The 24291-nt window shown below is 66.8% G+C and carries 23 protein-coding genes; 11 read left to right on the top strand and 12 right to left on the bottom strand.

The genetic code is table 11. The features are described from left to right. Window positions 1-30: 30 nt before the first annotated feature. The gene (locus PS060_RS06725; protein WP_273986369.1) at window positions 31-984 is read right to left on the bottom strand and encodes a right-handed parallel beta-helix repeat-containing protein; all 954 of its coding nucleotides are present in this window, start codon (window positions 982-984) and stop codon (window positions 31-33) included. Window positions 985-1093: 109 nt separating this feature from the next. On the opposite strand from PS060_RS06725, the gene PS060_RS06720 reads away from it, so the two are divergent. The 6 genes from PS060_RS06720 (at window position 1094) to PS060_RS06695 (ending at window position 6281) form a co-directional block, all read left to right on the top strand. Next, window positions 1094-1390 carry a hypothetical protein gene (locus PS060_RS06720; protein ID WP_273986368.1) on the top strand — a complete coding sequence of 99 codons (297 nt, stop codon included), beginning with the start codon at window positions 1094-1096 and terminating at the stop codon, window positions 1388-1390. A gap of 11 nt (window positions 1391-1401) precedes the next feature. Further along, window positions 1402-1635: a hypothetical protein gene (locus PS060_RS06715; RefSeq protein WP_273986366.1), complete on the top strand. Its 234-nt coding sequence runs from the start codon at window positions 1402-1404 to the stop codon at window positions 1633-1635. Between the two features lie 39 nt (window positions 1636-1674). Next, a complete protein-coding gene (locus PS060_RS06710) occupies window positions 1675-2877 on the top strand; it encodes an acyl-CoA dehydrogenase family protein (RefSeq protein WP_273986365.1) in 1203 nt (400 codons plus the stop codon). Then, window positions 2870-4099, top strand: coding sequence for a CoA transferase (locus PS060_RS06705; RefSeq protein ID WP_273986363.1), 1230 nt, complete (start codon window positions 2870-2872; stop codon window positions 4097-4099). The genes PS060_RS06710 and PS060_RS06705 overlap by 8 nt, the downstream gene beginning before the upstream one ends. Before the next feature lie 110 nt (window positions 4100-4209). Beyond that, window positions 4210-5436, top strand: coding sequence for an acetyl-CoA C-acetyltransferase (locus PS060_RS06700; RefSeq protein ID WP_273986362.1), 1227 nt, complete (start codon window positions 4210-4212; stop codon window positions 5434-5436). Then, window positions 5433-6281 (top strand): FAS1-like dehydratase domain-containing protein, encoded by an 849-nt coding sequence (locus PS060_RS06695; protein ID WP_273986361.1) that lies wholly within the window; start codon window positions 5433-5435, stop codon window positions 6279-6281. The genes PS060_RS06700 and PS060_RS06695 overlap by 4 nt, the downstream gene beginning before the upstream one ends. A gap of 102 nt (window positions 6282-6383) precedes the next feature. On the opposite strand, the gene ppk2 is transcribed toward PS060_RS06695, so the two are convergent. After that, a complete protein-coding gene (ppk2, locus tag PS060_RS06690) occupies window positions 6384-7157 on the bottom strand; it encodes a polyphosphate kinase 2 (RefSeq protein WP_273986359.1) in 774 nt (257 codons plus the stop codon). A 55-nt stretch (window positions 7158-7212) separates the two neighbouring features. Here ppk2 and phhA point away from each other — a divergent pair, with 55 nt between their 5' ends. Then, on the top strand, window positions 7213-8151 hold the full coding sequence (gene phhA, locus PS060_RS06685) for a phenylalanine 4-monooxygenase (RefSeq protein ID WP_273986357.1): 939 nt from the start codon (window positions 7213-7215) through the stop codon (window positions 8149-8151). 8 nt (window positions 8152-8159) lie between these two features. Here the strand turns inward: phhA and PS060_RS06680 are convergent, their stop codons facing one another. The 4 genes from PS060_RS06680 to PS060_RS06665 all read right to left on the bottom strand — a co-directional run bounded on the left by PS060_RS06680 (window position 8160) and on the right by PS060_RS06665 (window position 13726). Then, window positions 8160-8417 carry a hypothetical protein gene (locus PS060_RS06680; protein ID WP_273986356.1) on the bottom strand — a complete coding sequence of 86 codons (258 nt, stop codon included), beginning with the start codon at window positions 8415-8417 and terminating at the stop codon, window positions 8160-8162. A gap of 259 nt (window positions 8418-8676) precedes the next feature. Continuing rightward, on the bottom strand, window positions 8677-9480 hold the full coding sequence (locus PS060_RS06675; protein ID WP_273986355.1) for an undecaprenyl-diphosphate phosphatase: 804 nt from the start codon (window positions 9478-9480) through the stop codon (window positions 8677-8679). Window positions 9481-9560: 80 nt separating this feature from the next. Next, a complete protein-coding gene (locus PS060_RS06670; protein WP_273986354.1) occupies window positions 9561-11744 on the bottom strand; it encodes a M13 family metallopeptidase in 2184 nt (727 codons plus the stop codon). Between the two features lie 119 nt (window positions 11745-11863). After that, on the bottom strand, window positions 11864-13726 hold the full coding sequence (locus PS060_RS06665; RefSeq protein ID WP_273986353.1) for an ABC transporter transmembrane domain-containing protein: 1863 nt from the start codon (window positions 13724-13726) through the stop codon (window positions 11864-11866). Window positions 13727-13906: 180 nt separating this feature from the next. Between PS060_RS06665 and PS060_RS06660 the strand changes: the two genes are divergently transcribed. Next, window positions 13907-15145, top strand: a complete 1239-nt coding sequence (locus PS060_RS06660) for a polyhydroxyalkanoate depolymerase (protein WP_273986351.1) — start codon at window positions 13907-13909, stop codon at window positions 15143-15145. Between the two features lie 20 nt (window positions 15146-15165). Here the strand turns inward: PS060_RS06660 and PS060_RS06655 are convergent, their stop codons facing one another. Beyond that, complete coding sequence (locus PS060_RS06655) at window positions 15166-15963, bottom strand: enoyl-CoA hydratase (protein WP_273986349.1); 798 nt, start codon at window positions 15961-15963, stop codon at window positions 15166-15168. Further along, the gene (gene ung, locus PS060_RS06650; RefSeq protein ID WP_273986348.1) at window positions 15963-16646 is read right to left on the bottom strand and encodes a uracil-DNA glycosylase; all 684 of its coding nucleotides are present in this window, start codon (window positions 16644-16646) and stop codon (window positions 15963-15965) included. The genes PS060_RS06655 and ung overlap by 1 nt, the downstream gene beginning before the upstream one ends. Window positions 16647-16727: 81 nt before the next feature. On the opposite strand from ung, the gene PS060_RS06645 reads away from it, so the two are divergent. Genes PS060_RS06645 through PS060_RS06635 form a run of 3 tightly spaced genes read left to right on the top strand, consistent with a single transcriptional unit; the run spans window position 16728 to window position 18612 of the window. Then, entirely contained in the window at window positions 16728-17348 is a 621-nt protein-coding gene (locus PS060_RS06645) for a ribonuclease D (protein ID WP_273986347.1), read from the top strand. A 26-nt stretch (window positions 17349-17374) separates the two neighbouring features. Beyond that, a complete protein-coding gene (lptC, locus tag PS060_RS06640; protein WP_273986345.1) occupies window positions 17375-18043 on the top strand; it encodes an LPS export ABC transporter periplasmic protein LptC in 669 nt (222 codons plus the stop codon). Continuing rightward, window positions 18040-18612, top strand: coding sequence for an LptA/OstA family protein (locus PS060_RS06635; protein ID WP_273986344.1), 573 nt, complete (start codon window positions 18040-18042; stop codon window positions 18610-18612). Before lptC ends, PS060_RS06635 begins: the two co-directional genes overlap by 4 nt. Before the next feature lie 32 nt (window positions 18613-18644). On the opposite strand, the gene PS060_RS06630 is transcribed toward PS060_RS06635, so the two are convergent. The 4 genes from PS060_RS06630 to leuS all read right to left on the bottom strand — a co-directional run bounded on the left by PS060_RS06630 (window position 18645) and on the right by leuS (window position 24254). Then, a complete protein-coding gene (locus PS060_RS06630; RefSeq protein WP_273986343.1) occupies window positions 18645-20048 on the bottom strand; it encodes a sugar transferase in 1404 nt (467 codons plus the stop codon). 104 nt (window positions 20049-20152) lie between these two features. Beyond that, window positions 20153-21217 carry a DNA polymerase III subunit delta gene (holA, locus tag PS060_RS06625; protein WP_273986342.1) on the bottom strand — a complete coding sequence of 355 codons (1065 nt, stop codon included), beginning with the start codon at window positions 21215-21217 and terminating at the stop codon, window positions 20153-20155. Then, entirely contained in the window at window positions 21214-21717 is a 504-nt protein-coding gene (gene lptE, locus PS060_RS06620; RefSeq protein WP_273986341.1) for an LPS assembly lipoprotein LptE, read from the bottom strand. The genes holA and lptE overlap by 4 nt, the downstream gene beginning before the upstream one ends. Then, a complete protein-coding gene (gene leuS, locus PS060_RS06615; protein ID WP_273986339.1) occupies window positions 21717-24254 on the bottom strand; it encodes a leucine--tRNA ligase in 2538 nt (845 codons plus the stop codon). Before leuS ends, lptE begins: the two co-directional genes overlap by 1 nt. Window positions 24255-24291: the final 37 nt, after the last annotated feature.

Here is a 24291-nt window from a genome sequence, read left to right as displayed (position 1 = left end):
GGATATGCCACCCCGACGCCGATGCAAAGCCTATCGCTGTTCGTACTGCTTGATCCCGCCTGCGAGGCGATTGCCCTGCATCACGATGCGCGATCCGGTCCAGTCGGCGAAGAAGGCGCTCTGGCGGACGAGGCCGGGGACGAAGCGGGCTTCGTTGTTCTCGACCTTCAGCCCGTCGGAGGGGTGGAGGATGTCCTCGGCGCCCAGCGCGATGAAGGCCGAGTAATTCTCCTTGTCGCGGCCTTGCACGAACCAGTTGTCGGCGATCCGTCCGACGCTGCCGGCGGGCAGGTCGATCATGTAATTGGTGCCGCGCCCGTTGGCGTCGTCGAAACTGTTGCCCTCGATCACGACCCTGGCCGCGCGCGCCTTGAGGTAGTGGCCGCCCGCGCCGCGCTCGAACCGGCTTTCGCGCACGGTCAGCGATCCGATATCGCCGATATAGAGCGAATGGGCGCAGCCCGCGTCGTTCTCGCAGGTGCCAAGCCCGGTGAAGGTGGAGCGAGTGATGTAGATGTTGATCGACGGATCGGCGGCGGTGAGGATGCCCTGCTGGCTGTTCTGGAAGCGGCCATAGGCAACGTTCAGCGCGCCTGCCTCCAGCCGGATGCCTGCGCCATTGCCGTCGGCGACATTGATGTTGCTGAAGGTCAGCCCGCGGATTTCCGCCCCCGTGCCGCGCAGCACCAGCGATGCCTTGCCCTCGCAGGCGCGGCCCGCCAGCGTGACGGTGCCGGGCTGGGCGGCTTCGTAGACGATCACGCCCGCCTCCTGCACCGCGCACTGGCGGTATTCGCCCGGCGCAATGCGGATCGTGGCGCGGGTGTTGCCGACCGCGTCGACCGCGTCCTGCAGGCTGGCATAGCTGCGCCCGCTCTCGACCACGGTGAAAGCGCCGGGGGCAGGCTGGGCGACCAGCACGGCTGCAGGCAGCAGCAGCGCAGCGGCGAGCGCGTTGAGCGCGAAGGAAGGCTTGGCCGTCATGGACGTGATAATAGGCGCCAATGGTTAAGGCACCATTTGCCGCTTGGCGTTGGCCCTGCAGCTTGGCTAAACCGCTCGCAATCACGCAATCGACGAGAGGACACCCCCGATGCGCAAGCTTTCCGCCCTGACCGCTGCCACTGCCGCCAGCCTGCTGCTCGCCGCTTGCGGCAGCGCCGATGATGCCTCGACCGAGGCGACTGCGGATTCGGTCGAGATGCCCGCCGACAGCGCGCTTGAGCCGGTCGATGAAGCCCCGGTCGCCGATCCCTCGGCCACCGCCACCGACGCGCCCGAAGCGGTCGCCCCGGCAACTGCGGATCAGGCGAGCGAGGCGGCGGCCGATGTCGCCGACAAGGCGCTCGCGGCTGCGGCCGAGGGCGAGGAAGAGACCCCCGCCCAGTAAGGCCGCCCGCGATGCCGCAACGCCTGCCCGTTCTGGCCGCTCTGCTGCTTGCGCTCGCCGGCTGCGGCAACGAAAGCGCGAGTGCGCCCGGCGCGGTCAGCCCGGGTGAGGCCAAGGCGCTCGAGGATGCGGCAGAGATGCTCGACGAGCGCCGTCTGCCGCCCGAGACCCTTCCCACCGACATGCCGACCGCCGCCGCCTCTCCTGCCGAAATGACAGGCGACGCCGCGCCCACCCGCCCCTAGGGCGTGGGCGCGCTCCCCTTTCTCAAGGATGCCCCGACGATGAATGCCCCAACCAATCTCGCTGCTCCGGCCAATCCCGGCATGGACGAGGAAACCTTCGAACAGTTCGCCGAGCAGCTCGTCCGCTTTGTCCGCGAACGGCTGATCCCGGCCGAAGCGCAGGTGATCGCCGAGGATCGCATCCCCGAGCAAATCGTGAACGAGATGCGCGAGATGGGCCTGTTCGGCCTCTCGGTGCCGGAGGAATATGGCGGCGCGGGGCTCAACATGACGCAATATGCCCGCGTCGTGAACATCATGGCCTATGCCGCGCCCGCCTACCGGTCGATCTTCTCGATCAATGTCGGGATGTTCGCGAGCGCGCTGAAGAATGGCGCGACCGATGCCCAGAAGGCCGAATGGTATCCGAAGATCGCGGAAGGCAAGATCGCCTGTTTCGGCCTGACCGAACCGGGCTCGGGCAGCGATTCTGCCGCCATGGCGACCACCGCCACCCCTGATCCGGACGGTAACGGCTGGATTTTGAACGGCACGAAGCGCTACATCACCAACGCGCCTCACGCCGATGTCGCCCTCATCATGGCGCGCACCAGCAAGGAGCCGCTGCCCAAGAACGCCCATGTCAGCGCGTTCCTGGTGCCGATGAACAGCCCCGGCGTTTCAACCGGCAGCCCCGACAAGAAGATGGGCCAGTCCGGCTCGCACATCTCCGACATCATGCTCGACGATGTGCGCGTGCCGGGTGATGCGCTGCTGGGCGGGGAGACCGGCAAGGGCTTCGTCTTCGCGATGAAGAGCCTCGACAATGGCCGCATCAGCGTCGGCGCGGCGGCGACCGGCTATGCCCGGCGCGCGCTCGACAGCGCGCTGCGCTACGCCAACGAGCGCAAGGCCTTTGGCGAGCCGATCGCCAACTTCCAGCTGATCCAGCAGATGCTCGCCGACAGCGAGATCGAGATCTACGCCGCCGAAGCGATGATGAAGGACGTCACCGCCCGCGCCGACCGGGGCGAGAACATTCTCGTCAAGGCCGCCGCCTTCAAGGTCTTCGCCTCCGAGATGTGCGGGCGCGTGGTCGACCGGGTGGTGCAGATCTATGGCGGCGCCGGCTACCTCGCCGAATACGACGCCGAACGCTTCTTCCGCGATGCGCGCATCTATCGCATCTACGAAGGCACGACGCAGATCCTCCAGCTCCAGATCGCCAAGCACATGCTGCGCGAGTGGAGAGAGAATGTATAACCTCCTCAACGACCTCTCCATCGTCGAAGTCTCCAGCTTCGTCGCGTCGCCCACCGCGGGGCTTTACTGCGCGCAGCTGGGCGCGGAGGTGATCCGGGTCGACCACAAGGCGGGCGGGCTCGATTACAATCGCTATATGCTGACCCGCGAAGGGCGCTCGCTCTCGTGGGAGAACCTCAACCGCGCCAAGAAATCGGTCGCGCTCGATCTGCAATCGGGCGAAGGGCGCGAGCTGCTGGTGGAGCTGGCGGCCAAGGTCGGCCAGTGCATCACCAACCTGCCCGAACAAAGCTTCCTCAGCCACGCCGCGATGCAGGCGAAGCGCGCGGACATGATCTCCCTGCGCGTGATGGGCTGGCATGACGGGCGGCAGGCGATGGATTTCACCGTCAACGCCGCCGCCGGCTACCCGCTGATGTGCGGGCCGGAGGAGTGGGACCCCGCGACTGCCCCGCCGGTCAACCAGGTGCTCCCTGCGTGGGATTTCATCACCGGAGCCTACGGCGCCTTCGCCATGCTCGCCGCGCTGCGCCACCGCGACCGGACGGGCGAGGGCAGCGAAGTGCGCCTGCCCTTGGGCGACGTTGCCATCGGCACCATGGCCAATGCGGGTCTGATGGCGGAAGTGCTCTATCGCGGCGGTGACCGCGAGCGATTGGGCAATGCAATCTGGGGCGCGTTCGGGCGGGACTTCCGCGCGCGCGATGGCGTGCGCTTCATGGTCGCAGCGCTCACGCCCAAGCAGTGGAGCGGGCTGGTCAAGGCCTTCGGGGTCGAAGCAGGCATCGCGGCTTTGGAAGCACAGCATGGCGTGCGCTTCGCCGATGGCGACACCCCGCGCTTCCAGCACCGCGCCGATCTCTTCGCCCTGTTCCAGAGCGCGGCGGACGAAATGGACTATGCCACCCTCGAAGCGCGCATGGCTGCCGAAGCCTGCACCTTCGAACGCTACCGCACCGCCTACGAGGCCGCGAATGATCCGGTGCTGGTGGCAGGCAACCCCCTGTTCGGCCCCGCGCCCGCCAACCCCTCGGGCTTCGAATACCCCGCCACCCGCAGCTTCGCAAACCTGCCGGGACGCGAAGCAGGCGATCCTGCGCCCGCGCCTTTTCTGGGCGAGCATTCCGAAGAGGTGCTGGCCGAAAAGCTGGGCTTGTCGACAGGCGCCATCGGCAAGCTGGTCGATGCGGGGACCGTGGCGCTGAGCGACAAGGACAGATAATCCAGACCCGTTCGTGCTGAGCTTGTCGAAGCACAGTCCTTCTCTTCTGGACACGGGAACAAGAAAGTGCGGCCCTTCGACAAGCTCAGGGCGAACGGAGATTTGAAGACATGACCAGACGCGCCGCCATCTGCACCCCGCTCCGCACCCCCGTGGGCAAGTTCCTCGGCGGGCTTTCGAGCCTCAACGCGGGCCAATTGGGCGCGGTGATCCTCAAGGCGCTGATGGAGCGCAGCGGGATTGATCCGGCGCGGGTTGACGATGTCGTCTTCTCGCAGGGCTACGGCAATGGCGAGGCGCCCGCGATCGGCCACTGGAGCTGGCTCGCGGCGGGCCTGCCCATCGAAGTCCCCGGCTTCCAGCTTGACCGGCGCTGCGGCTCCGGCGTGCAGGCGGTGGCGACGGCGGCGATGATGGTCGAGACCGGGATGGCGGATGTGGTCGTCGCGGGCGGCGTCGAGAGTATGTCGAACGTCGAACACTACACCCTCGCCGCGCGCGGGGGTGTGCGGATGGGGGACATGGTGCTGCATGACCGCCTCAGCCGGGGCCGGGTGATGAGCCAGCCGGTCGAGCGTTTCGGGGTCATCACCGGCATGATCGAAACCGCCGAGAACCTCGCCAAGGATTACGGCATTTCGCGCGAGGAGGCCGATGCCTTCGCGGTCCGCTCGCACCAGAACGCGGCGCGCGCCTGGGCCGAGGGCAAGTTCGCCGAGCAGCTCGTCCCCGTCACCATTCCGAGCCGCAAGGGCGATCCGGTGATCTTCGACCATGACGAGGGCTACCGGACGGACGCCTCGATGGAGACCTTGGGCAAGCTCGCCCCCATCGACCTCAAGCGAGACCCCGCCGCCATCGTCACCGCCGGCAATGCCAGCCAGCAGAACGATGCGGCCGCGGCCTGTCTGGTGGTGGCCGAGGACAAGCTCGAGGAGCTCGGTCTCACCCCCATGCTGTGGTTCGGCGGCTGGGCGGCGGCGGGCTGCGATCCTTCGCGCATGGGGATCGGCCCGGTGCCTGCGGTCGAGCGCCTGTTCGAACGGCGTGGGCTTTCGTGGGACGACATCGGCATGGTCGAACTCAACGAGGCCTTCGCGCCGCAGGTGCTCGCCGTGCTCAAGGGCTGGGGCTGGAGCGCAGACGACTCGCGCCGCGAGATCCTCAACGTCAACGGATCGGGCATCAGCCTCGGCCACCCCATCGGCGCCACGGGAGGCCGCATCCTCGCCGACATGGCGCATGAAATGCACCGGCGCGGGGTGCGCTACGGGCTCGAGACCATGTGCATCGGCGGCGGTCAGGGCATCGCGGCGGTGTTCGAGCGCGCCGCATGAATTTCGAGGCGTGGATCGGGCGCGAGGCGCGGGCGAAAGACCGGCTCGACGAGGGGCTTGCGGCGCGCTGGCTTGCCACCTTCGATCTGCCGCGCCCGCATCCGCCGATCATGCCGCAGGGCATCCACTTTGCGCTGTGCACCCCCGAGGCTCCCACCGCGAGCCTCGGCGAGGATGGCCACCCGGCGCGTGACGACAGCCCCGACAGCTTCCTGCCCCCCTTCCCCATGCCGCGCCGGATGTGGGCCTCATCGAAGATCGCATTTCACGCCCCCATCCCCATCGGCGCGGTGATCGAGCGCACCAGCAAGGTGGCCTCGATCAGCGAGAAGGAAGGCGGATCGGGCCGCCTCGCCTTCGTCGATGTCGAGCACATGACCCGCGCCAATGGCACGGTTGCGGTGATCGAGACCCAGACACTGGTCTATCGCGAGGCCGCCGCGCCCGACGCCCCGCTCAGCCCGCCGCCGCCGGGGGAGAGCCAGTTCGACCCCACGGGCTGGGACGCGCACCGCACCCTCACCCCCGATGCGCGGCTACTGTTCCGCTACTCGGCGCTGACCTTCAACACCCACCGCATCCATTATGACGCGCCTTATGCGCAAGGAGTCGAGCGGTATCGCGGGCTGGTGGTGCATGGGCCGCTGACGGCGAGCCTGCTGCTGCAACTGGCGGCACGGGAGCTGGGCGAAAATCGCCTGCGGACATTCAGCTTCCGCGGCCTCTCCCCCGCCATCGCGGGCGAGCCGCTGCATCTGGTGATGCGCAAGGGTGAGGCGGGCTATGAGCTGGCGGCCTTCGCGGACGACGGGCGGCAGGTGACACAGGCGAGCGCGGCAGTCTGATTTCCCCTCCCGCTTGCGGGAGGGGTCAGGGGTGGGAGCGAGCGTAGCGAGCCCTTGCACGTGCCCACCCCCAGCCCCTCCCGCAAGCGGGAGGGGAGCAATTCACCCCTCCCAGTCCGCAATCGGCTTCAGCACCTTGTACTTCTCCTTGGAAGGCTTCCTGCCCAGATCGGGGAAGTCGATCGCCTCGGGCTCCTCGTGGGTATCGGGTATCCGCGAGAGCAGGTCGCGCACCAGCGTCAGCCGTCCGCGCCGCTGGTCGTTGAAATCGACCAGCGTCCATGGCGCGTGGTCCGTGTGCGTCGCCTTCAGCATCGCCTCACGCGCCTTGGTGTAATCGTCGTATTTCTCGCGCGCAGCGAGGTCGATGGGGGAGAGCTTCCAGCGTTTCAGGGGATCTTCCAGCCGCTCGCGCAGGCGCTCCTCTTGGCGTTCCTGATCGGCGGCGAGCCAGTATTTGAACAGCAGGATGCCGTCATCCACCAGCAGTTTCTCGAAGGCGGGGACGGCCTTGAGGAAAGCCTCGACCTGCTCGGAAGAAGCATAGCCCATGACCTTCTCGACCCCGGCGCGGTTGTACCATGAGCGGTCGAACAGCACGATCTCGCCCGCGGTCGGCAGGTGGGCGACATAGCGCTGGAAATACCACTGGCCCATCTCCGCCTCGGTCGGCTTGGCAAGCGCCACCGTGCGGCATTGGCGCGGGTTCAGCGCATCGCGCACCGCCGTGATCGCCCCGCCCTTTCCTGCGGTGTCGCGGCCCTCGAACAGCACCACCACCCGCGCGCCCGTCGCCTTGACCCAGCGCGCCATGCTGACCAGTTCGAGCGTCAGCGGTTCGAGCGCCGCCTCGTAATCCTTGCGCTTCATGCCCATTCGCCTGCCCCTTCCGATTTGTCCGCCTCGGGCAAAAGTAGTATCACCTGAAACCATGGCGACTCTTGCAGACCCCCGGCCCGATTTCACCACCCTGCCAGACATGGCAGCCGATGTCTTTACCGCCCCGCTCGCGCGGCCTGCGCACGTCGGTGAGGACTGGCTGGAGCCCGCGCAGACCGATTACACCGCCGCCGATCACAAGGTCTGGGACGATCTCTTCGCCCGCCAGATGGAGGTGCTTCCGGGGCGGGCGTGCAGCGCCTTCATGGCGGGCCTCGAAAAGCTCGATTTGGGGCGCGGGGGTGTTCCCGATTTCGGTCAGCTGACCGAAGAGCTCGGCGCGCTGACCGGGTGGAGCGTCGTGCCCGTCCCCATGCTGATCCCCGATCACGTGTTCTTCTGGCATCTCGCCAACCGCCGCTTCCCGGCGGGCAACTTCATCCGCACGCGCGACTGCATGGATTACATCGAGGAGCCGGACGTGTTCCACGACGTCTTCGGCCATGTCCCGATGCTGACCGACCCCACCTATGCCGACTATATGCAGGAGTATGGCCGCGCCGGGTGGAAGGCGATGCGGTATAACCGGCTGAAGGCCTTGGGCGCGCTCTACTGGTACACGGTCGAATTCGGCCTGATCGAGGAGGCGGGCGGGGTGCGGGCCTATGGCGCGGGCATTCTGTCCGGCCCGACCGAGGCGAAGTTCGCGGTCGAGGCCGAGAGCCCCAATCGCATCATGCTCAACGTCGACCGCGTGATGCGCACCGATTACGTGATCAGCGACCTGCAACCGACCTATTTCGTGATCGAGAGCTTTGCCGATCTCTACCGCCAGACGGTGGAGCGCGATTTCGACCGGCTCTATCGCAGCCTACCGGCCGGGTTCACCTATGCCAATGCGGCGGTGATCGATGTCGACAACGTGCTGCACCGGGGGACGCAGGAATATCACCTGCGCGGCGGGCGGGGGAGCGGGGCCGCTCCGGTCTAGCTTCAGCGTCAGGCGCGGGCCTTGCGTCGCACCAGCGCGTGATAGAGCACCAGCGCCACGCCGGAAGCCGCCAGCGCCACGCCGAGGCTGAGGAACGAGAGGCTGCCGATCATGGTGCCTTCATTGGCGATCTCGCCCGCGACCACGGAGACGATCAGCCCGAGGCAGACTTGGCGCAAAATGTCGCCGGGCGCTTCCGTGCGCGCGAGGATCGAGGCGAACCAGCCCAGACTTGCCCCCAACACGATCAGCACCAGCAACGCCATTTTTTCCGCCTGCTCCGTTTTACCCGGCACCATGCCGGTCCGACTCCCTAACCAGCGGGAGGCCGAGCGGTTCCGCAAAGATGTGGAGCATGTCCACCTTCGGTGGCGCAGACCTCCCACCCCGCCTCCCCACCGCTGTAGGCGGCCGGCGACGCCGGAAGCCACCAATAGTACCACTATGTTATGGTGGCCGGGTGGGGAGGCGGGGTGACCAAAGGAAAGGCTGTCTGCATCGCGCGCCAGCGCGATCGCGCTCAATTCAGCGCAAGCTCAACCAGGCCAGGCCGCCGAGGCCGAGCGCGATCCGGTACCAGGCGAAGGGGGAAAAGCCGATCTTCGTGACCACCGCGACGAAGAGCTTGACCACCACCAGCGCGGTGACAAATCCGACCGCCGATCCGATCGCGATCAGCTGGCCATCATCGGTGGTCAGGTTCGCGCCGTGCTTGGCGAGCTGATAGACCGTCGCGCCCGAAAGGGTCGGGACGGCGAGGAAGAAGCTGAACTCGGCTGCCGTCTTGCGGTCGACGCCAAAGGCCATCGCGCCGAGGATCGTCGCGCCCGAACGGCTGACGCCCGGAATCATCGCAAGGCATTGCACCAGACCGATCAGCACCGCCGTGCGCAGTGGCACGCCCGCGACGCCCGGCCCTTCGGCGGGGGGATTGGCCCAGCGCTCGACCGCAAGGATCGCCACCCCGCCGAGGATCAGCGACCAGCACACCAGCGTCACATTGCCGAGGAAGCCCTGGATGATGTCGCCGAAGGCCAGCCCCAGCAGCACCGCCGGGAAGAAGGCGACCAGCAGATTGCGCACGAAGGCAATCGCGCCTTTCTCGAACCCGAACAGCCCCTTGGCCACATCCCAGAAGGTGCGCCAGTACAGCACCACGATGGCCAGGATCGCGGCCGGCTGGATGGCGATGTTGAACACTTCCCAGTCGTCCTGATCGAAGCCGAGGATTTCGGTGGCAAGGATCAGGTGCCCGGTCGAGGACACGGGCAGAAACTCGGTCAGCCCTTCAAGGATGCCGAGCAGGATGGCGGCTAAGGTGTCGGTCATGGGGGCACCGCATCGACGAGTGGGGGCGGGGTGTCAAACCGAAAAGGCCCGCCCTTGTGATGGGGCGGGCCTTGTTCTTCCTACCAGATCCGCACGCGCTCTTCGGGCGGGATGTACATCTTGTCGCCGGGCTTCACGCCAAACGCCTCGTACCATTCGTCAAGGTTCCGCACGACGCCGTTGACGCGGTATTCTTCCGGCGAGTGGCTGTCGGTGACGAGGCGGTTGCGGTAATTCGCCTCGCGCTGGGTCGAACGCCACACCTGCGCCCAGGCGAGGAAGAAGCGCTGGTCGCCGGTCAGCCCGTCGATCACCGGCACCTCCTTGCCCTTGGTGGCGATCTTGTAGGCGCGGTAGGCCATGCTGAGGCCGCCGACATCGCCGATATTCTCGCCCAGCGTCAGGCGGCCGTTGACGCAGGTCTTGCCCTCGTCGAGCGGGCAGAAGGCGTTGTACTGCGCTACCAGCCGGTTGCCGAGCGCATCGAAGGCGGCGCGGTCTTCATCGGTCCACCAGTTGCGCAGCGCGCCGCTCGCGTCGGATTTGGAGCCCTGATCGTCGAACCCATGGCCGATCTCGTGCCCGATCACCCCGCCGATGGCGCCGTAATTGACCGCGATGTCGTTGGTCAGGGCAAAGAACGGCTGCTGGAGAATGCCGGCCGGGAAGACGATCTCGTTCTTCACCGAGTTGTAATAGGCGTTCACCGTCTGCGGCAGCATCCCCCATTCGGTGCGGTCGATGGGTTGGCCGAGCTTGGCGACATTGTCCGCGCGGCCCCACTTGGCCGCCGCCATCCGGTTGGCGATGGGCGCGCCCGCGGTGATGGCAAGGCCATCATAGGTTTCAAGGTTGGGGCGATAGCCGATCTTGGGATCGAAGCTGTCGAGCTTGGCCAGCGCCTGCGTCTTGGTCGCCTCGCCCATCCAGTCGATCTCGCCGATGGATTCGCGCAGCGCGAGCCGCAGGTTGGCGACCAATTCATCCATCGCCGCCTTGTTTTCGGGCGGGAAGTAACGCGCGACATATTCCTTGCCGATCAACTCGCCCAGCAGGCCTTCCGCCTCGCCGATCGCCCTTTTCCAGCGCGGACGCTGTTCGGGGGTGCCGCGCAGGGTCTTGCCGAAGAATTCGAAGCTGGCCGCGTCAAACCGCGCGGGCAGAACGGCGGCGTGATCCGACAGGAATTCCTTGATCATCCACGCCTGGAGCGTCTCGACCGGGGTTTCGCCGAGCAGCGTCATCATCCCCGGCAGGCCGGTGCCGATCTTGGCGAGGGTTTTCTCGTCGAGCTTGTATTGCGCGATTTCCTCAGGCGTCGGCGGCATCAGGCTGACGACGAAGCCGGGGCTGGCGGCAATCCCGATCTGCTCGATCATCGCGGCAACGGGCACCTTGCCGCTGATCGCGGCGAGCTCGTCGGCGGTGAGGAGGTTGTAGGTGAGATCGCGGTTGCGGCGCACGGCACGGTCCCATGCGACCGTGCGGGCGATGGTATCCTCGAAGGCATAGACCGTCTCGGCCATCGCGGCAGGATCGGCATAGCCCGCCTCGCCCAGCAGGAAGGCGAGGTATTGCTTGTACTTGGCCTGGATCGCGACGCCCTTCTCCGAGGTGTCGAGATAGTAGTCGCGATCCGGCATCCCCAGCCCGCCGAAGCCGACCGTGGCGATGTGACGATCGGGCTGCTTGGCATCAATCCCGACGCCTGCGCCGATCGGGCTGGCAAAGCCCGGCTCGGCCCACAGCTTGGCGAGATCATCGAGGCTCCTGGCGCCCTTGATCCGCGCCAGATAGGGCTCGGCCGGGGCAAGGCCCGCCGCTTCGATCGCGGCGGTATCGAGATAGGTGCGATAGGTATCGAGAATGCGCTTCTCGTCCGCCGAAAGGGTGGCCGGATCCTTGGCGGCAAATTCGTCCATCAGCGCCTTGACGTCATAGGTGCTCTTTTCGCCGAGCAGAGTGAAGGCACCGATGCGGCTGAATTCGGGCGGGAGCGGGTTGGCGTCGATCCAGGTCTTGTTGGCATAGGCGTTGAAATCGTCGCCCGGCTTGATGTCGGTGGCGATATAGGCGGGATCGAAGCCCCAGGTGCCGAAGCTGATCGTCGGCAGGCCGGAACCCTCGGTGGTCGTGGCGGCCTCGTCCTCGGCCAGCAGCACTTCGATGCCGTCTGCGTGGAGGTGGTCGTCACTATGCGCAAAAGCGGGCGCGGCGAGCACAAGCAGGCTGGCGCCGAGCAAGGCTGCGGTTCTGGTGATCATGTCTGGTGTCCCCGAAAAGCGGTTGCAGATGGTCTGCGGTGCGTCACCCTAACGCGGCACACGGCAAAGGGTTGCGGTTCGTCCGCCGTGCGAGGTCATTTGTCGAAAAACGAAGGGGGTTACGCCGCGTCGGCGAATTGCAGCCTTGCCAGCCGCGCATAGAGCCCGCCTGCCTTGGTCAGCGCATCATGCGTGCCCTGTTCGACGATCCGGCCTTCATCGAGCACCACGATCCGGTCCGCCGCGCGCACCGTGGCGAGGCGGTGGGCGATCACCAGCGTGGTGCGGTTCGCCATCAGCCCTTCCAATGCCTGCTGCACCAGCTGCTCGCTTTCGGCATCCAGCGCGCTGGTCGCTTCGTCGAGCAGCAGGATCGGCGCATCGCGCAGCAGCGCGCGGGCGATGGCGACGCGCTGCTGCTGCCCGCCCGAAAGCTGCGTCCCGCCCTCGCCCAGATGGGTGTCGAGCCCCTGCGGCAGCGCGCGCAGGAAGCTTTCGGCATTGGCAGCGCGGGCGGCCTGCCAGATCTCCTCGTCACTCGCGTCCCACTTGCCATAACGCAGGTTGTCGCGCGCATTGGCGCTGAACAGCACGCCGACCTGCGGCACCAGCGCGATGCGCGAACGAATCTCGGCGGGGTCGGCGCTGGTCAGCGGCACGCCATCGAGGCGGATCGTCCCGCCCTGCGGATCATAGAACCGCTCGACCAGCTGGAAAATCGTCGATTTCCCCGCGCCCGAAGGCCCGACGATGGCGACCGTCTCCCCCGGCTCGATTTCGAGCGTGAAGTCCTTGAGGGCCGCCGTCTCGGGCCGCGCGGGATAGCGGAAGGTGACATTGCGGAAGCTGAGGCTGCCGCGCGCAGGCTCGGGCAGGCGCTCAGGCCGGGCCGGGGGCGCAATTTCGGGGCGGGCCTCCAGCAGTTCGGCCAGGCGGCTCGCCGCGCCAGCCCCGCGCAGCAGATCGCCATAGACTTCCGTCAGCGATCCCAGCGCGCCCGCGACCAGCCCGCCAGTCAGCACGAAGGCCGCGATGGTGCCGCCGCTGATCTCGCCCGCTGCCACCGCCAGCGCGCCGCGCCACATCACCAGCACCACCCCGCCGAACACCAGCAGGATCACCACCGTCGTCATGCTCGCGCGCAGCAGAATGCGGCGGCGGGCGGTTTCGAAGGTATTCTCGACGACGCTCGCAAACCGCTCGCCCTCGCGCCGCTCCTGCCCGAAGCTCTGCACGATCTTCATCGCCGAAAGCACTTCGGTGACATAGGCCCCCACGTCGGCGATCCGGTCCTGGCTGCTGCGCGAGACCGAGCGGATCTTGCGCCCGAAGAACACGATCGGGGCGATCACCAGCGGAATGCCGATCAGCAGGCCCAGCGTCAGCGACGGCGCGAGGAACACCAGAAACCCGATTCCGCCAATCGCCGTCAGCGTGTTGCGCAGCGCGACGGAAACCGTGGTGCCGACGACATTCTCGATCACCGCAGTGTCGCTGGTCATGCGGCTGGAGATTTCCTTGGGGCTGTTGACCTCGTAGAAGCCGGGCGACAGGCGCAGCAGGTTCTCCTGCACGCGCAGGCGGATATCGGCGACCACCCGTTCCCCGATCCAGCTGACGAAATAGAACCGCAGCGCCGTGCCAAGGCCGAGGATCGCGACGATCATCAGCAGGTATTGGAAGGCATGGCCGATCTGTTCCGGGTCGGCATTGCCGGTGAAGGCCTCATCGACGATCACCTTGAACCGATAGGGGATCGCGAGCGTCGCCGCCGAGGTGATCACCAGCGCGATCAGGGCCAGCGCGATTTCGCGCGGGTATTGCAGCGCCGCGCCGAACACCATCCGCAAGGGCGCGAGCGAACGCGCCTTGGGCGCAGGCTCTGCCGTTTCGGAGGCAGCGACGGCGGCAGCGGCCTCCGGCCCGATGACGGACGCGTCGGAAGGGTCGGGAAGGTCGCGCGTGGGATGTTCGCCGTGCATGATCGCGGACGCTTAGCCGCGCGCTCGGCAGATTTCACGTGCAAAAAGCGCCCTGCCCCGGATCGCGCCGGATTGGCCCCCTACATTTGTGCATTGCACAATGGCAGGCAAAAGCGCATCTATCCGGCCAAGGTGCCACCGGGATAAGGCGCCAGACCGTTCGTCGCCTGAGGTAAATTGATGCTTTATCACGCTTATGAGCTCCAGCGCAGCTGGATGAACAGCGCCAGCGCGCTCGCTTCGATCAGCGCCAATGTGCTGTCGAATCCGGCCAATCCGCTGGCCGCTTTCGGCATGGGCCCGCTGGCCGCCAGCGCGCTCGACGTGTTTGCCCATGCGACCGCGCATTACGGCAAGCCCGCCTTCGGCATCGACAGCGTCACCATCGACGGCGCACCCCACGCCGTGACCCAGAGCGTGGTGATGAAGCGCCCCTTCGGCGATCTCCTGCGCTTCCGCGTCGAAGACACCCCCGCAGACCGCCCGCGCCTGCTGATCGTCGCCCCGATGAGCGGCCATTATGCCACGCTGCTGCGCGGCACGGTGGAACGGATGCTGGAATCGGCCGAGGTGTTCATCACCGACTGGGCCGATGCCAAGATGGTGCCGGCCAGCGCGGGCAAGTTCGACCTTGATGACTATATCGACTACCTGATGGATTTCGCCGAGCACGTTCACGGGGAAGCGGGCGGTCAGCGCATCCACATGATGGCGGTCTGCCAGCCGAGCGTTCCGGCCTTTGCCGCGACCGCGCTGCTCAACCTCCACAAGTCGCCCGCCACCCCCGCCACCCTCACCATGATGGGCGGACCGATCGACACCCGCGAATGCCCCACGGTCGTCAACAACATGGCGATGCAGCGCCCGATCGAATGGTTCCGCCAGTCGGTGATCGCGACCGTGCCGATGAAGTATCCGGGCGCGGGCCGCCGGGTCTATCCGGGGTTCATGCAGCTTTCGGCGTTCATGAGCATGAACCTGTCGAGCCACATGATGAGCCACTACGAGATGTTCAAGCACCTCACCGTGGGCGACGAGGAAAGCGCGCAGGCGACCAAGACCTTCTACGACGAATACCGCGCCGTGTGCGACATGACGGCGGAGTTCTATCTCCAGACCGTCGAGGAAGTGTTCCAGAAGCACTCGATCCCCAAGGGCGAGTTCCGCCACAAGGGCGAAGTGGTCGATCTCGGCGCGATCACCGCCACCGCGCTGCTGGCGATCGAAGGCGAGCGGGACGACATTTCGGGCCTCGGCCAGACCAAGGCCGCCTTGAGCCTGACCCCCAATCTCGATGCCGCCAAGAAGCGCTACTACATGGCCGAGGGCGCCGGGCATTACGGCATCTTCAACGGCTCGCGCTGGCGCACCAAGGTCGCCCCGGTGGTCGAAGAATGGATCGCCGCCAACGCCGGGTAAGGGTTGGCAAATAGCCGCTCTTACCCCTGCCCCCCGGCATTCTGGCGTCCCCGTTCCTGCACGGCGGCGCGGCGGGCTTCGACTTCCTGCGGTTCGACCGCGCTGTTGGCGGCGCTCGATCGTTCGGCCTCCAGCGCGAGCCCTTCGCCAAAACTGACCGCAAAGCCATCGTCGATCAGGCGCTTGTAACTGGCGAGGAAAGCCGGATCGATGCTCGCCATGTCGCCCGCCAGCTTGCGGGCGAGGGGGAGGAGGTCACTGGGCGCGGTCACGTGGTTGACCAGCCCCCAGCTATGCGCGGTCGCCGCATCGAGGAAATTGCCGGTGAAGGCGAGTTCCTTGGCCCGCGAAATCCCGATCATCCGCGACAATTTCTGCGACAGACCCCACCCCGGCACGATCCCGACCCGCGCGTGAGTGTCGGCAAAGCGGGCGTTGGTGCTGGCGATCAGCACGTCACAGGCAAGCGCGACTTCGAAGCCGCCGGTGATCGCCACGCCATTGATCGCGCCGATCACGGGCTTCCGGCACAGTTCGATCGCCTTGACCGGATTGTCGGCGGGGTCGGTGGCATTGGCGCTGCCCAGGGCGCCTTCTTCGCTGCCCAGTTCCTTGAGGTCGAGCCCGGCGGTGAAGGCGCGCTCGCCTGCGCCGGTGAGGATCACCGCGCGCACGCTCTCGTCGCTATCCACCGCGCGCATCACTTCGGCGAGGCGCTTCCTCAGCGCGCGGTTCAGCGCGTTCATCGCCTGCGGGCGGTTCAGCGTGACCGTGGCTACACCATCCGCCACTTCGAGCAGGATCACGTCGTCGCTCATCACAATCTCCAGTCTATGGCGCCGCGCCCGTTCGCCTCAAGAAACGCATTGGTCTGGCTGAAGGGGCGCGAGCCGAAGAAGCCGTTATGCGCCGATAGCGGGCTTGGGTGGGCCGAGGCGACTATCAGATGGTGGGAATTGCGCGCGAGGGCGGGCACGCGGCTCGCCTTCTTGCGGGCGTGGCTGCCCCACAGGATGAAGACCGTCGGCTCCGCGCGCTCCGCCACCGCAGCAACGCAGGCGTCGGTGATCGCGTCCCACCCGCGCCCGGCATGGCTGCCGGCCTGCCCGGCCTCGACCGTCAGGGTGTTGTTGAGCAGCAGCACGCCCTGTTTTGCCCACGGGGTCAGGTCGCCGGTCTGCGGGCGCGGCAGGCCGAGGTCGGTCTCCAGCTCCTTGTAGATGTTCACAAGGCTCGGCGGCGGCTTCACCCCGGCCTGCACCGAAAAGGCAAGGCCATGCGCCTGGCCCGGCCCGTGATAGGGATCCTGCCCGAGGATCACGCAGCGCACATCTTCGAGCGCCGTCAGATCGAGCGCCGCCAGCCGGCTCCCGCGCGGGGGATAGACCACCTTGCCCGCGCCTTCTTCCGCCTTCAGCCAGCCGCCCAGCTTGCGCGCCTCGGGCGTGGTCAGCACGGGCGCGAGCACGGGGTGCCAGCTGGGGGGGATGCTCTCGGCCATGCGCCAAGGGTTAGGCCGCTCCGCCCGCGCGCGCCACTGGCCCCTTCCCCTCTTTCCCCAATGCGCGTAGGGCGGAAGCCTATGGCTGTTCACTTTCACGAAGAAGATCTCCCCGCAGGCGTTCTCGCCGGCACATCCGCGCTCGCGGTCGACACCGAGACGATGGGCCTCATCACCCACCGCGACCGCCTGTGCGTGGTGCAGATTTCCGATGGCTCGGGCGATGAACATCTGGTGCGGTTCAATCCCGGCAGCGCCTATGACGCGCCCAACCTCAAGGCGATCCTCGCCGATCCGGCGCGGGTGAAGATCTACCACTTCGGCCGCTTCGATCTGGCTGCGATCCATCACTATCTCGGCGTGATGGCTGGGCCGGTGTTCTGCACCAAGATCGCGAGCAAGCTGGTGCGCACCTACACCGACCGCCACGGCCTCAAGAACCTCGTCGAGGAGCTGCTGGGCGAGAGCATTTCCAAGCAGCAGCAGTCCTCCGACTGGGGCGGGCCGGTGATCACCGATCCGCAGCGCGATTACGCCGCGAGCGACGTGCGCTACCTCCACCGCCTGCGGGCCGAGCTGACCACCCGGCTCGAACGCGAAGGGCGCATGGAGATCGCGCAGGCCTGCTTCGACTTCCTCCCCACCCGCGCGCTGCTCGATGTCGCCGGATGGGCCGAGAACGACATCTTCAGCCATATGTAAGCAAGCCTCAGGCACGACCCGCACCCATGGCCGCCGAACACGCCCTCGAAACCAGCGAAGCCCGCGCGCTGCGCAGCCGGCGGCAGACCTTTGCCGCGCCGGGTGGTTCGCATGACAGGCTGGTGCGGATCCTCGCCCGCGTCCTGCCGATGGGCGTGGGGGTGATCGCGGCGCTGATGGTGATTACCCCGCTGTCCCCGCGCGGCGAAGTCAGCTTCCTGCTCGATCGCAACAAGGTCGCCCTGATCGACGAGCGGCTGAGCGTGGACAACGCCATGTATCGCGGGCGCGACAACCAGAACCGCCCGTTCTCGCTGATGGCGGGCGAGGCGGTGCAGCGTTCCAGCGCCGAAGGGCTGGTGCGGATGGATGACCTCGTCGCGCAAATGCTGCTGGCCGATGGCCCCGCCCGCCTCAGCGCCGCGGGCGGCGCCTATGACATCAACGCCGAGACCGTCGCCATCGACGGCCCGGTGCGCTTCACGGCCTCGGACGGCTATGCCATGACCGCAAGCGGCGTGTCGGTCGATCTCAAGACCCGCACCATGCGCGGCGATGCGGGGGTGTCGGGCGAGATCCCGGCGGGCACCTTTGCCGCCAACACCCTGCGCGCTGACCTTGGCGCGCGCACGCTGACGCTCGAAGGCAAGGCGCGCTTCACCATGACGCCCGGCAAGATGAGGACGCCGCGATGACCAATACCCGCACCCCGATCGGCCGCCTTGCCCTTGTCTGGGGTCTCGGCGGCTTCGCGCTGACCGCGGCACTGGCAGGCGGCATGAACCTCGCCGCGCAGGGCATCGCCCGGCACGATTCAAACGCGCCGGTGACCTATGACGCGGGCAAGTTCGTGCTGAACGACAAGACCAACCAGGCCATCGCCACCGGCGGGGTGATCGTCACTCAGGCCGGGCTCCGGGTCCAATCCGACCGGATGCTGGTGAACTTCACCGATGCGGGCGGACAGCTCCAGATCCAGAGCATCACCGCCACCGGCGGCGTGGTCGTCACCCGCGGCAACGAACGCGCGAGCGGGGACAATGCGGTCTATGATTTTGGCCGCCGGATCATCACCATGGCAGGCAATGTCGCGCTGCGGCGCGGCACCGATACGCTGAACGGCGGGCGGTTGGTGATCGACCTCGAATCGGGCCTCTCGACCGTCGATGGTAATGCAACCGGCGGATCAAGCGCTGCGCCCGGCGCGCCGTCGGGCAAGGGCCGCGTGACCGGCACCTTCACTGTCCCGCAGAAGAAAAACTGAAACGCCGCCCCCAGCGGGGTGGCCATGCCGGCTCAGTAGGCGTTCTCGTGCTTGAGCACCATCACGGTGCGCATCACGATCTCGATATCGCGCCGCAGTGACCAGCCCGCGACATATTCGAGATCGGATTGCAGGCGGTCGGTCAGATCGCGCTCCTTCTCGGTCGCGCCGCGATAGCCGCGCACCTGCGCCAGCCCCGTCAGCCCCGGCTTGAGGCAGTGGCGCTGCCAGTACTTGCGGTCGATGTCCCAGAAATACTTGTTGTTCGCCTGGCTCCCCAGCGCGTGCGGGCGCGGGCCGACGATCGACATATCGCCCTTCAGGACGTTGATGATCTGCGGCAGTTCGTCGATGCTGGTGCGGCGGATGAAGGCGCCGATGCGGGTCACACGATCATCATCGCGCGAGGCCGAACGGTTGCCCGAGTGATCGAGCTTTTCCTCGCGCATCGAGCGGAACTTGAACATATCGAAGAACTGGTTGCCGCGGCCCATGCGACGCTGGATGAACAGCACCGGGCCGCCATCCTCAAGCTTGATCAGCAGCGCCACCACCAGCAACAGCGGCGAAAGCGCAAGCAGCGCGCTCCCCGCCACGGCGACATCGAAGGCGCGCTTCAGGATCCGCGCGCGCAGGCCAAGCGGGCCGGTCGATACCACCAGCGTCGTGCGGTCGAGCTCGTCATAGCGATGCACCCCCACCGCGCCGAGGCTGTGCGCCGGCTCGCTGACGATCTCGCCATAGACACCCGCCGACTTGAGCAGGAACGCCCAGTTCTCGCGCCGTTCACGCGGGCAACTGACCACCACCTGATCCTGATTGCGCAGCAGCTTGCCGAGCCGGTCGAGCATGAAAGGATCGTGGCTGCCCGGATCGAGATTGAATTCCGCCGCCGAGATCACCACCGCGCCATCGAAGGGGAAGTCCGATCCGCCGTCGTCGATCACCAGCCGGTTCATCACCCGCCCGCCCCAGCGCATCTCGACAAGGCCCACCGTGATCCGCCGGAAAATCACCAGCGCAAGTGCGGTAAAGGTCAGGCCGAGCGTCACCGAGGCGCGCGAAAAATCGTCGTTGGACTTGGTGTAAAAGGCGACAAAGTTGATGAGGCCCGCAGAAATGACAAGCGCAATCAAAGACTTGCGCGTTGCGTGCAACCAATCGTTGAGCGCCGCCACCCCGTAGGTGCCATTGTAGAGCGCGATCGTGAAAAAGGCCGGCAGCATCGCCTGCGCCGCGAGCATGGTGCGCGGCTCCCACCAGCGGCCTTCCCACAGGAGCGCCGCCAGCGCGAAGCTGATATTGAACAGCACGCCATCGGCCACCAGCATCAGCGCATAGGCGCGCAGGCGCCGCCGCTCGAGCGACGGGACAATCTTGTTTTCGACAGCTTGGTGCCGAACCGATTCCAGCAGTTTCGGCGTGACGCGATTCATCTAGGACCTTCCCCCAAAGGCGCGACCCCCGGTGGTTTACATAGGCTCTTTTACAGAGGAAAGCGGAATTTGTGCGACTGCGAAGTGCGGTCTGTCACATTTTGCTACCGCTTCGCAGCAAATCTGACAATTTCTGCCAATTCCTGCGCCAGCAGCAGCTCGGCCGCCTGACTATTGGCGAGAAGGCTGCGATGCAATGCGGCAAGCCGTGGGATCAGCCGGTCGAGTCGGGTTTCCTGGCTGCCGCGCGCGGCGGGCATCGTCCAGCGCTTGAACTGGTTGGCGATGTCGCGCTTTTCCTTGAAGAAGATGCCGAGCCGCATCTCCGCACCCTTGTCGATGCTGTCGAAATTGCCGCGCGGGCCAAGGTAGGCGGCGATCTGCGCCAGTTGCGCGGCGCGGCGTTCGAGCGCGAGCGCGACGCCGACGGGGTTCAATCCCAATTCGCGCATCCGCCGGATCTCGCTGGCGACCTTGCCAAGCTCGCCCCCCAGCACCGCGTTGACCAGCGGGGCAAAGCCGTCTTCCTCGGTCGCCGCGCCGATGGCGGCGTGGTCTTCGGGGGTGGCGGGTTTGGGCGCTTGCGGATCGGCCCCGACATAAAGCGCGAGCTTGGTCACTTCGGACTGGGCGAGGCGCACATCGAGCCCGGCGGCCCGCGCAATGCGTTCCGCCAGATCGCCGCCGAGCCGCAAGCCCGCCGCATCCGCCATCGCGCGCACGGCCTGCGCGACCGCCGACAGATCGGGCGGATGGAACATTGCCACCAGTGCATCCTTGCGCTTTTCCAGCAGCTTGGCGGTGCGCGACTTGTCGGTGGCGGAGGTGGCGACGACGAACACCGGGGCGGCCTCGCCCGCGCCGGCCTCGGCGGTTTCGATCAGGAATTGCAGCGCATCATGCGCATCATCGCCGCTGGCGCGCACCCAGATATGGCGCTTGTCGCCGAACAGCGAGGCCGAGCGCGCCTCGTCGCCCAGCAGCGCAGGATCGCGCTTGAGATCGGCTCCGGCGAGCTCGACCCGCTCGCCCGGATCGGGGAGCGCTGCGGCAAGGCGGCTGGCCGCCGCGCTGGCGCCTGCCTCATCCGGCCCGCAAAAGAAGAAGATGCGGCACCCCGCCGCGCCGGGGGGAGGGCCGCGCAGAAAGTCCTTCTGGGTCGCCTTCACGGCTGCGGGACGGCGGCCTGATCGCGCAGCGTCACCGCGACCTGCGTGGCGATCCGGTCAGCGACTTCGAGCGCGAGGTTTTCGAGCGCCTTCTGCTCGGCGGCGATCGTGGCATATTCGCTGCTGACCACGTCGATCCCCGCGTCCGACCCGGCGGTCGCATCGAGCAGCACCGTGCCGCTCGCCAGATCGATCAGCTGGTAGCGCGCGCGCAGGATGCGGCGTTCGCGGCTGATGGTGTCATCGTTGAGGACGCCAAGGGCTTCGAGCGAATCGTCGAGGCGCACATCGAGCCGGAAGCGCGGCGTGGCCTGCCCCGCAACCCCCAGTCGCGCCTCCAGCGCGTTCTTGACCAGCCAGCCGCCCTGCCCCTGGATCGCCGGGATCTCGACCGCAGCGAGATCGGCCGCGACCGCCTGCCCGATCCCGCCGGCATACATCGGCTGAAGACCGCAGGCGGAAAGGGCGAGCGTCGCCGCGAGGAGAAGCACAAGTCGCATCAGGTGACGATATTCACCAATCGGTCGGGCACGACAATGATCTTGCGCACCGCCGCGCCGTCAATCGAGCGTTGCAGGTTGGCCGAAGCCAGCGCGAGCGCCTCCAGCGCCTCCTTCGAGGCACCCTTGGGCGCGGTGACGGTGTCGCGCAGCTTGCCCATGTGCTGGATCGCGATGGTGACCTCGTCATCGACCAGCAGCGCCGGGTCGACGTCGGGCCAGGCGGATTCGGCGACGAGGCCGGTGCCAAGGCCATAGGTCGCACGCGCCTCTTCGGCGAGATGCGGCATCATCGGCGAGACCAGCACGGCGAGCTTGCGGATCGCGTCGGAACGGGTGGAGGACAGCGGCGCCTTCTCGACCGCGCCCACGAGTTCGTAGATGCGGGCGACCGCCTTGTTGAAACTCAGCGCCTCGATATCCTCGGCCACCGCGGCGATGGTCTGGTGGAGCTTGCGATCCAGGGCCTTGTCATATTCCGCATCGGCCCCCGCGCCGCCCGCGCCTGCCTGCCCGAACAGCCGCCACAGCCGCTGGACGAAGCGCGCGCAGCCCTCGATCCCCGCATCCGACCACGGCAGATCGCGCTCGGGCGGGCTATCCGAGAGCATGAACCACCGCACCGCATCCGCGCCGTGGCGGGCGATGATCGCGTCGGGGTCGACGACGTTCTTCTTAGACTTCGACATCTTGATGACGCGGCCGACGTCAACCGGCGCGCCATCGGCCAGCAGCGTCGCGCCGTCAGAGGTGCGGTTAACATCCTCCGGCCCGAAGAACACCGGCACGCCGCGCGCTTCATCGATGCGGCTATAGGTCTCGTGCGTCACCATGCCCTGCGTGAACAGTGCGGCGAACGGCTCCTTCACGTCGAGCTTGCCGATGTGAGCCAGCGCCCGCGTCCAGAAGCGGGCGTAGAGCAGGTGCAGGATCGCGTGCTCGATGCCGCCGATATAGTGCTGCACCGGCATCCACTTGGCGACCTCTTCGGGATCGAAGGGCTTGTCGGCGGGCTGGCTCGCAAAACGCAGGAAATACCACGAGCTGTCGACGAAGGTGTCGAGCGTATCGGTCTCGCGCCGCGCCGCTTTGCCGCACTTGGGGCAGTCCACGTGCTTCCACGTCGGGTGGCGTTCGAGCGGGTTGCCGGGGATGTCGAAGCTGACGTCCTCGGGCAGCGTCACCGGCAGCTGGTCCTTGGGCACCGGCACCACGCCGCAACTGTCGCAATGGATGAAGGGGATCGGGGTACCCCAATAGCGCTGGCGGCTGACACCCCAGTCGCGCAGGCGCCACACGGTGCGGCCCTCGCCCCAGCCGCCTTGTTCGGCGCGGGTGATGACGGCCTGCTTGGCCGCTTCGACGGTCATGCCGTTGAGGAAGTCCGAGTTGACGATCACCCCGTCCCCCGCCTCGGCCTCGCCCTTGAACGGCGCGTCGGCCTGCGCGGGATCGCTCGCGACAACGCGCAGGATCGGCAGTTCGTATTTCGTGGCGAACTCAAAGTCGCGCTGATCATGCCCCGGCACGCCCATCACCGCGCCCGTGCCGTATTCCATCAGCACGAAGTTGGCGATGAAGACCGGCAGATCCGCCCCGGTGAACGGGTGCTTGGCGGTTACGGCCGTGCGATACCCCAGCTTTTCCGCCGTCTCGAGCGCGGCCGCGGTGGTCGCGCCCTTCTTGCACTGGTCGATGAAGGCGGCGACTTCCGGGTCACCCGCCAGCCCTTGCGCAATCGGGTGATCGGCAGCGATCGCGCAGAAGCTCGCGCCGAAGATCGTGTCGGGCCGGGTCGAATAGACCGCCAGCTTGCCACCGTCGGAGAGGTCGAAGCTGAACTCCAGCCCCTGCGACTTCCCGATCCAGTTCTCCTGCATCAGGCGGACCTTCTCGGGCCAGTCCTTCAGCTCGCCCAGCCCCGCCAGCAGATCATCGGCAAAATCGGTGATCTTGAGGAACCACTGGTTCAGCTTGCGCTTCTCAACCTCCGCGCCCGAGCGCCAGCCCTTGCCGTCGATCACCTGCTCATTCGCCAGAACCGTCATGTCGACCGGGTCCCAGTTGACGGTCGATTCCTTGCGGTAGACCAGCCCCGCCTCATACAGATCGAGGAACAGCGCCTGTTCGTGGCCGTAATATTCGGGATCGCAGGTGGCGAATTCGCGCGTCCAGTCGAGCGCGAAGCCGATGCGCTGCAACTGGGCTTTCATCTGCGCGATGTTCTGGCGCGTCCAGCCGCCGGGGTGCACGCCCTTTTCCATCGCGGCGTTTTCGGCCGGCATCCCGAAGGCGTCCCAGCCCATCGGGTGCAGCACCTCGAACCCGCGCATCTTCTGGTAGCGCGCGAGCACGTCACCCATCGTGTAGTTGCGCACGTGGCCCATGTGGATGCGCCCCGAGGGATAGGGGAACATCTCGAGGATGAAGCTCTTGGGCTTCTCGCTGTCGGAATCGGCGGTGAAGGTGCCCGCTTCTTCCCATGCGCGCTGCCAGCGCCCGTCAGCGACGGACGGATCAAAACGGGTGTCGGTCATGTGAGCCTATCCGTGGAAGGGCGGTATCGGAATGGGA

Origin of the sequence: Erythrobacter sp. BLCC-B19 (assembly GCF_028621955.1) — a bacterium.
In the GTDB taxonomy this organism is placed as follows: domain Bacteria; phylum Pseudomonadota; class Alphaproteobacteria; order Sphingomonadales; family Sphingomonadaceae; genus Erythrobacter.
The sequence above is the reverse complement of the archived record's forward strand: the minus strand, read 5'-3'. Positions and strand labels throughout refer to the sequence as shown.

Bases quoted from the DNA above. Each gene is read 5' to 3' on its own strand.
- PS060_RS06725 (WP_273986369.1), bottom strand. From the start codon at position 984: ATGACGGCCAAGCCTTCCTTCGCGCTCAACGCGCTCGCCGCTGCGCTG.
- PS060_RS06720 (WP_273986368.1), top strand. From the start codon at position 1,094: ATGCGCAAGCTTTCCGCCCTGACCGCTGCCACTGCCGCCAGCCTGCTG.
- PS060_RS06715 (WP_273986366.1), top strand. From the start codon at position 1,402: ATGCCGCAACGCCTGCCCGTTCTGGCCGCTCTGCTGCTTGCGCTCGCC.
- PS060_RS06710 (WP_273986365.1), top strand. From the start codon at position 1,675: ATGAATGCCCCAACCAATCTCGCTGCTCCGGCCAATCCCGGCATGGAC.
- PS060_RS06705 (WP_273986363.1), top strand. From the start codon at position 2,870: ATGTATAACCTCCTCAACGACCTCTCCATCGTCGAAGTCTCCAGCTTC.
- PS060_RS06700 (WP_273986362.1), top strand. From the start codon at position 4,210: ATGACCAGACGCGCCGCCATCTGCACCCCGCTCCGCACCCCCGTGGGC.
- PS060_RS06695 (WP_273986361.1), top strand. From the start codon at position 5,433: ATGAATTTCGAGGCGTGGATCGGGCGCGAGGCGCGGGCGAAAGACCGG.
- ppk2 (WP_273986359.1), bottom strand. From the start codon at position 7,157: ATGGGCATGAAGCGCAAGGATTACGAGGCGGCGCTCGAACCGCTGACG.
- phhA (WP_273986357.1), top strand. From the start codon at position 7,213: ATGGCGACTCTTGCAGACCCCCGGCCCGATTTCACCACCCTGCCAGAC.
- PS060_RS06680 (WP_273986356.1), bottom strand. From the start codon at position 8,417: ATGGCGTTGCTGGTGCTGATCGTGTTGGGGGCAAGTCTGGGCTGGTTC.
- PS060_RS06675 (WP_273986355.1), bottom strand. From the start codon at position 9,480: ATGACCGACACCTTAGCCGCCATCCTGCTCGGCATCCTTGAAGGGCTG.
- PS060_RS06670 (WP_273986354.1), bottom strand. From the start codon at position 11,744: ATGATCACCAGAACCGCAGCCTTGCTCGGCGCCAGCCTGCTTGTGCTC.
- PS060_RS06665 (WP_273986353.1), bottom strand. From the start codon at position 13,726: ATGCACGGCGAACATCCCACGCGCGACCTTCCCGACCCTTCCGACGCG.
- PS060_RS06660 (WP_273986351.1), top strand. From the start codon at position 13,907: ATGCTTTATCACGCTTATGAGCTCCAGCGCAGCTGGATGAACAGCGCC.
- PS060_RS06655 (WP_273986349.1), bottom strand. From the start codon at position 15,963: ATGAGCGACGACGTGATCCTGCTCGAAGTGGCGGATGGTGTAGCCACG.
- ung (WP_273986348.1), bottom strand. From the start codon at position 16,646: ATGGCCGAGAGCATCCCCCCCAGCTGGCACCCCGTGCTCGCGCCCGTG.
- PS060_RS06645 (WP_273986347.1), top strand. From the start codon at position 16,728: ATGGCTGTTCACTTTCACGAAGAAGATCTCCCCGCAGGCGTTCTCGCC.
- lptC (WP_273986345.1), top strand. From the start codon at position 17,375: ATGGCCGCCGAACACGCCCTCGAAACCAGCGAAGCCCGCGCGCTGCGC.
- PS060_RS06635 (WP_273986344.1), top strand. From the start codon at position 18,040: ATGACCAATACCCGCACCCCGATCGGCCGCCTTGCCCTTGTCTGGGGT.
- PS060_RS06630 (WP_273986343.1), bottom strand. From the start codon at position 20,048: ATGAATCGCGTCACGCCGAAACTGCTGGAATCGGTTCGGCACCAAGCT.
- lptE (WP_273986341.1), bottom strand. From the start codon at position 21,717: ATGCGACTTGTGCTTCTCCTCGCGGCGACGCTCGCCCTTTCCGCCTGC.
- leuS (WP_273986339.1), bottom strand. From the start codon at position 24,254: ATGACCGACACCCGTTTTGATCCGTCCGTCGCTGACGGGCGCTGGCAG.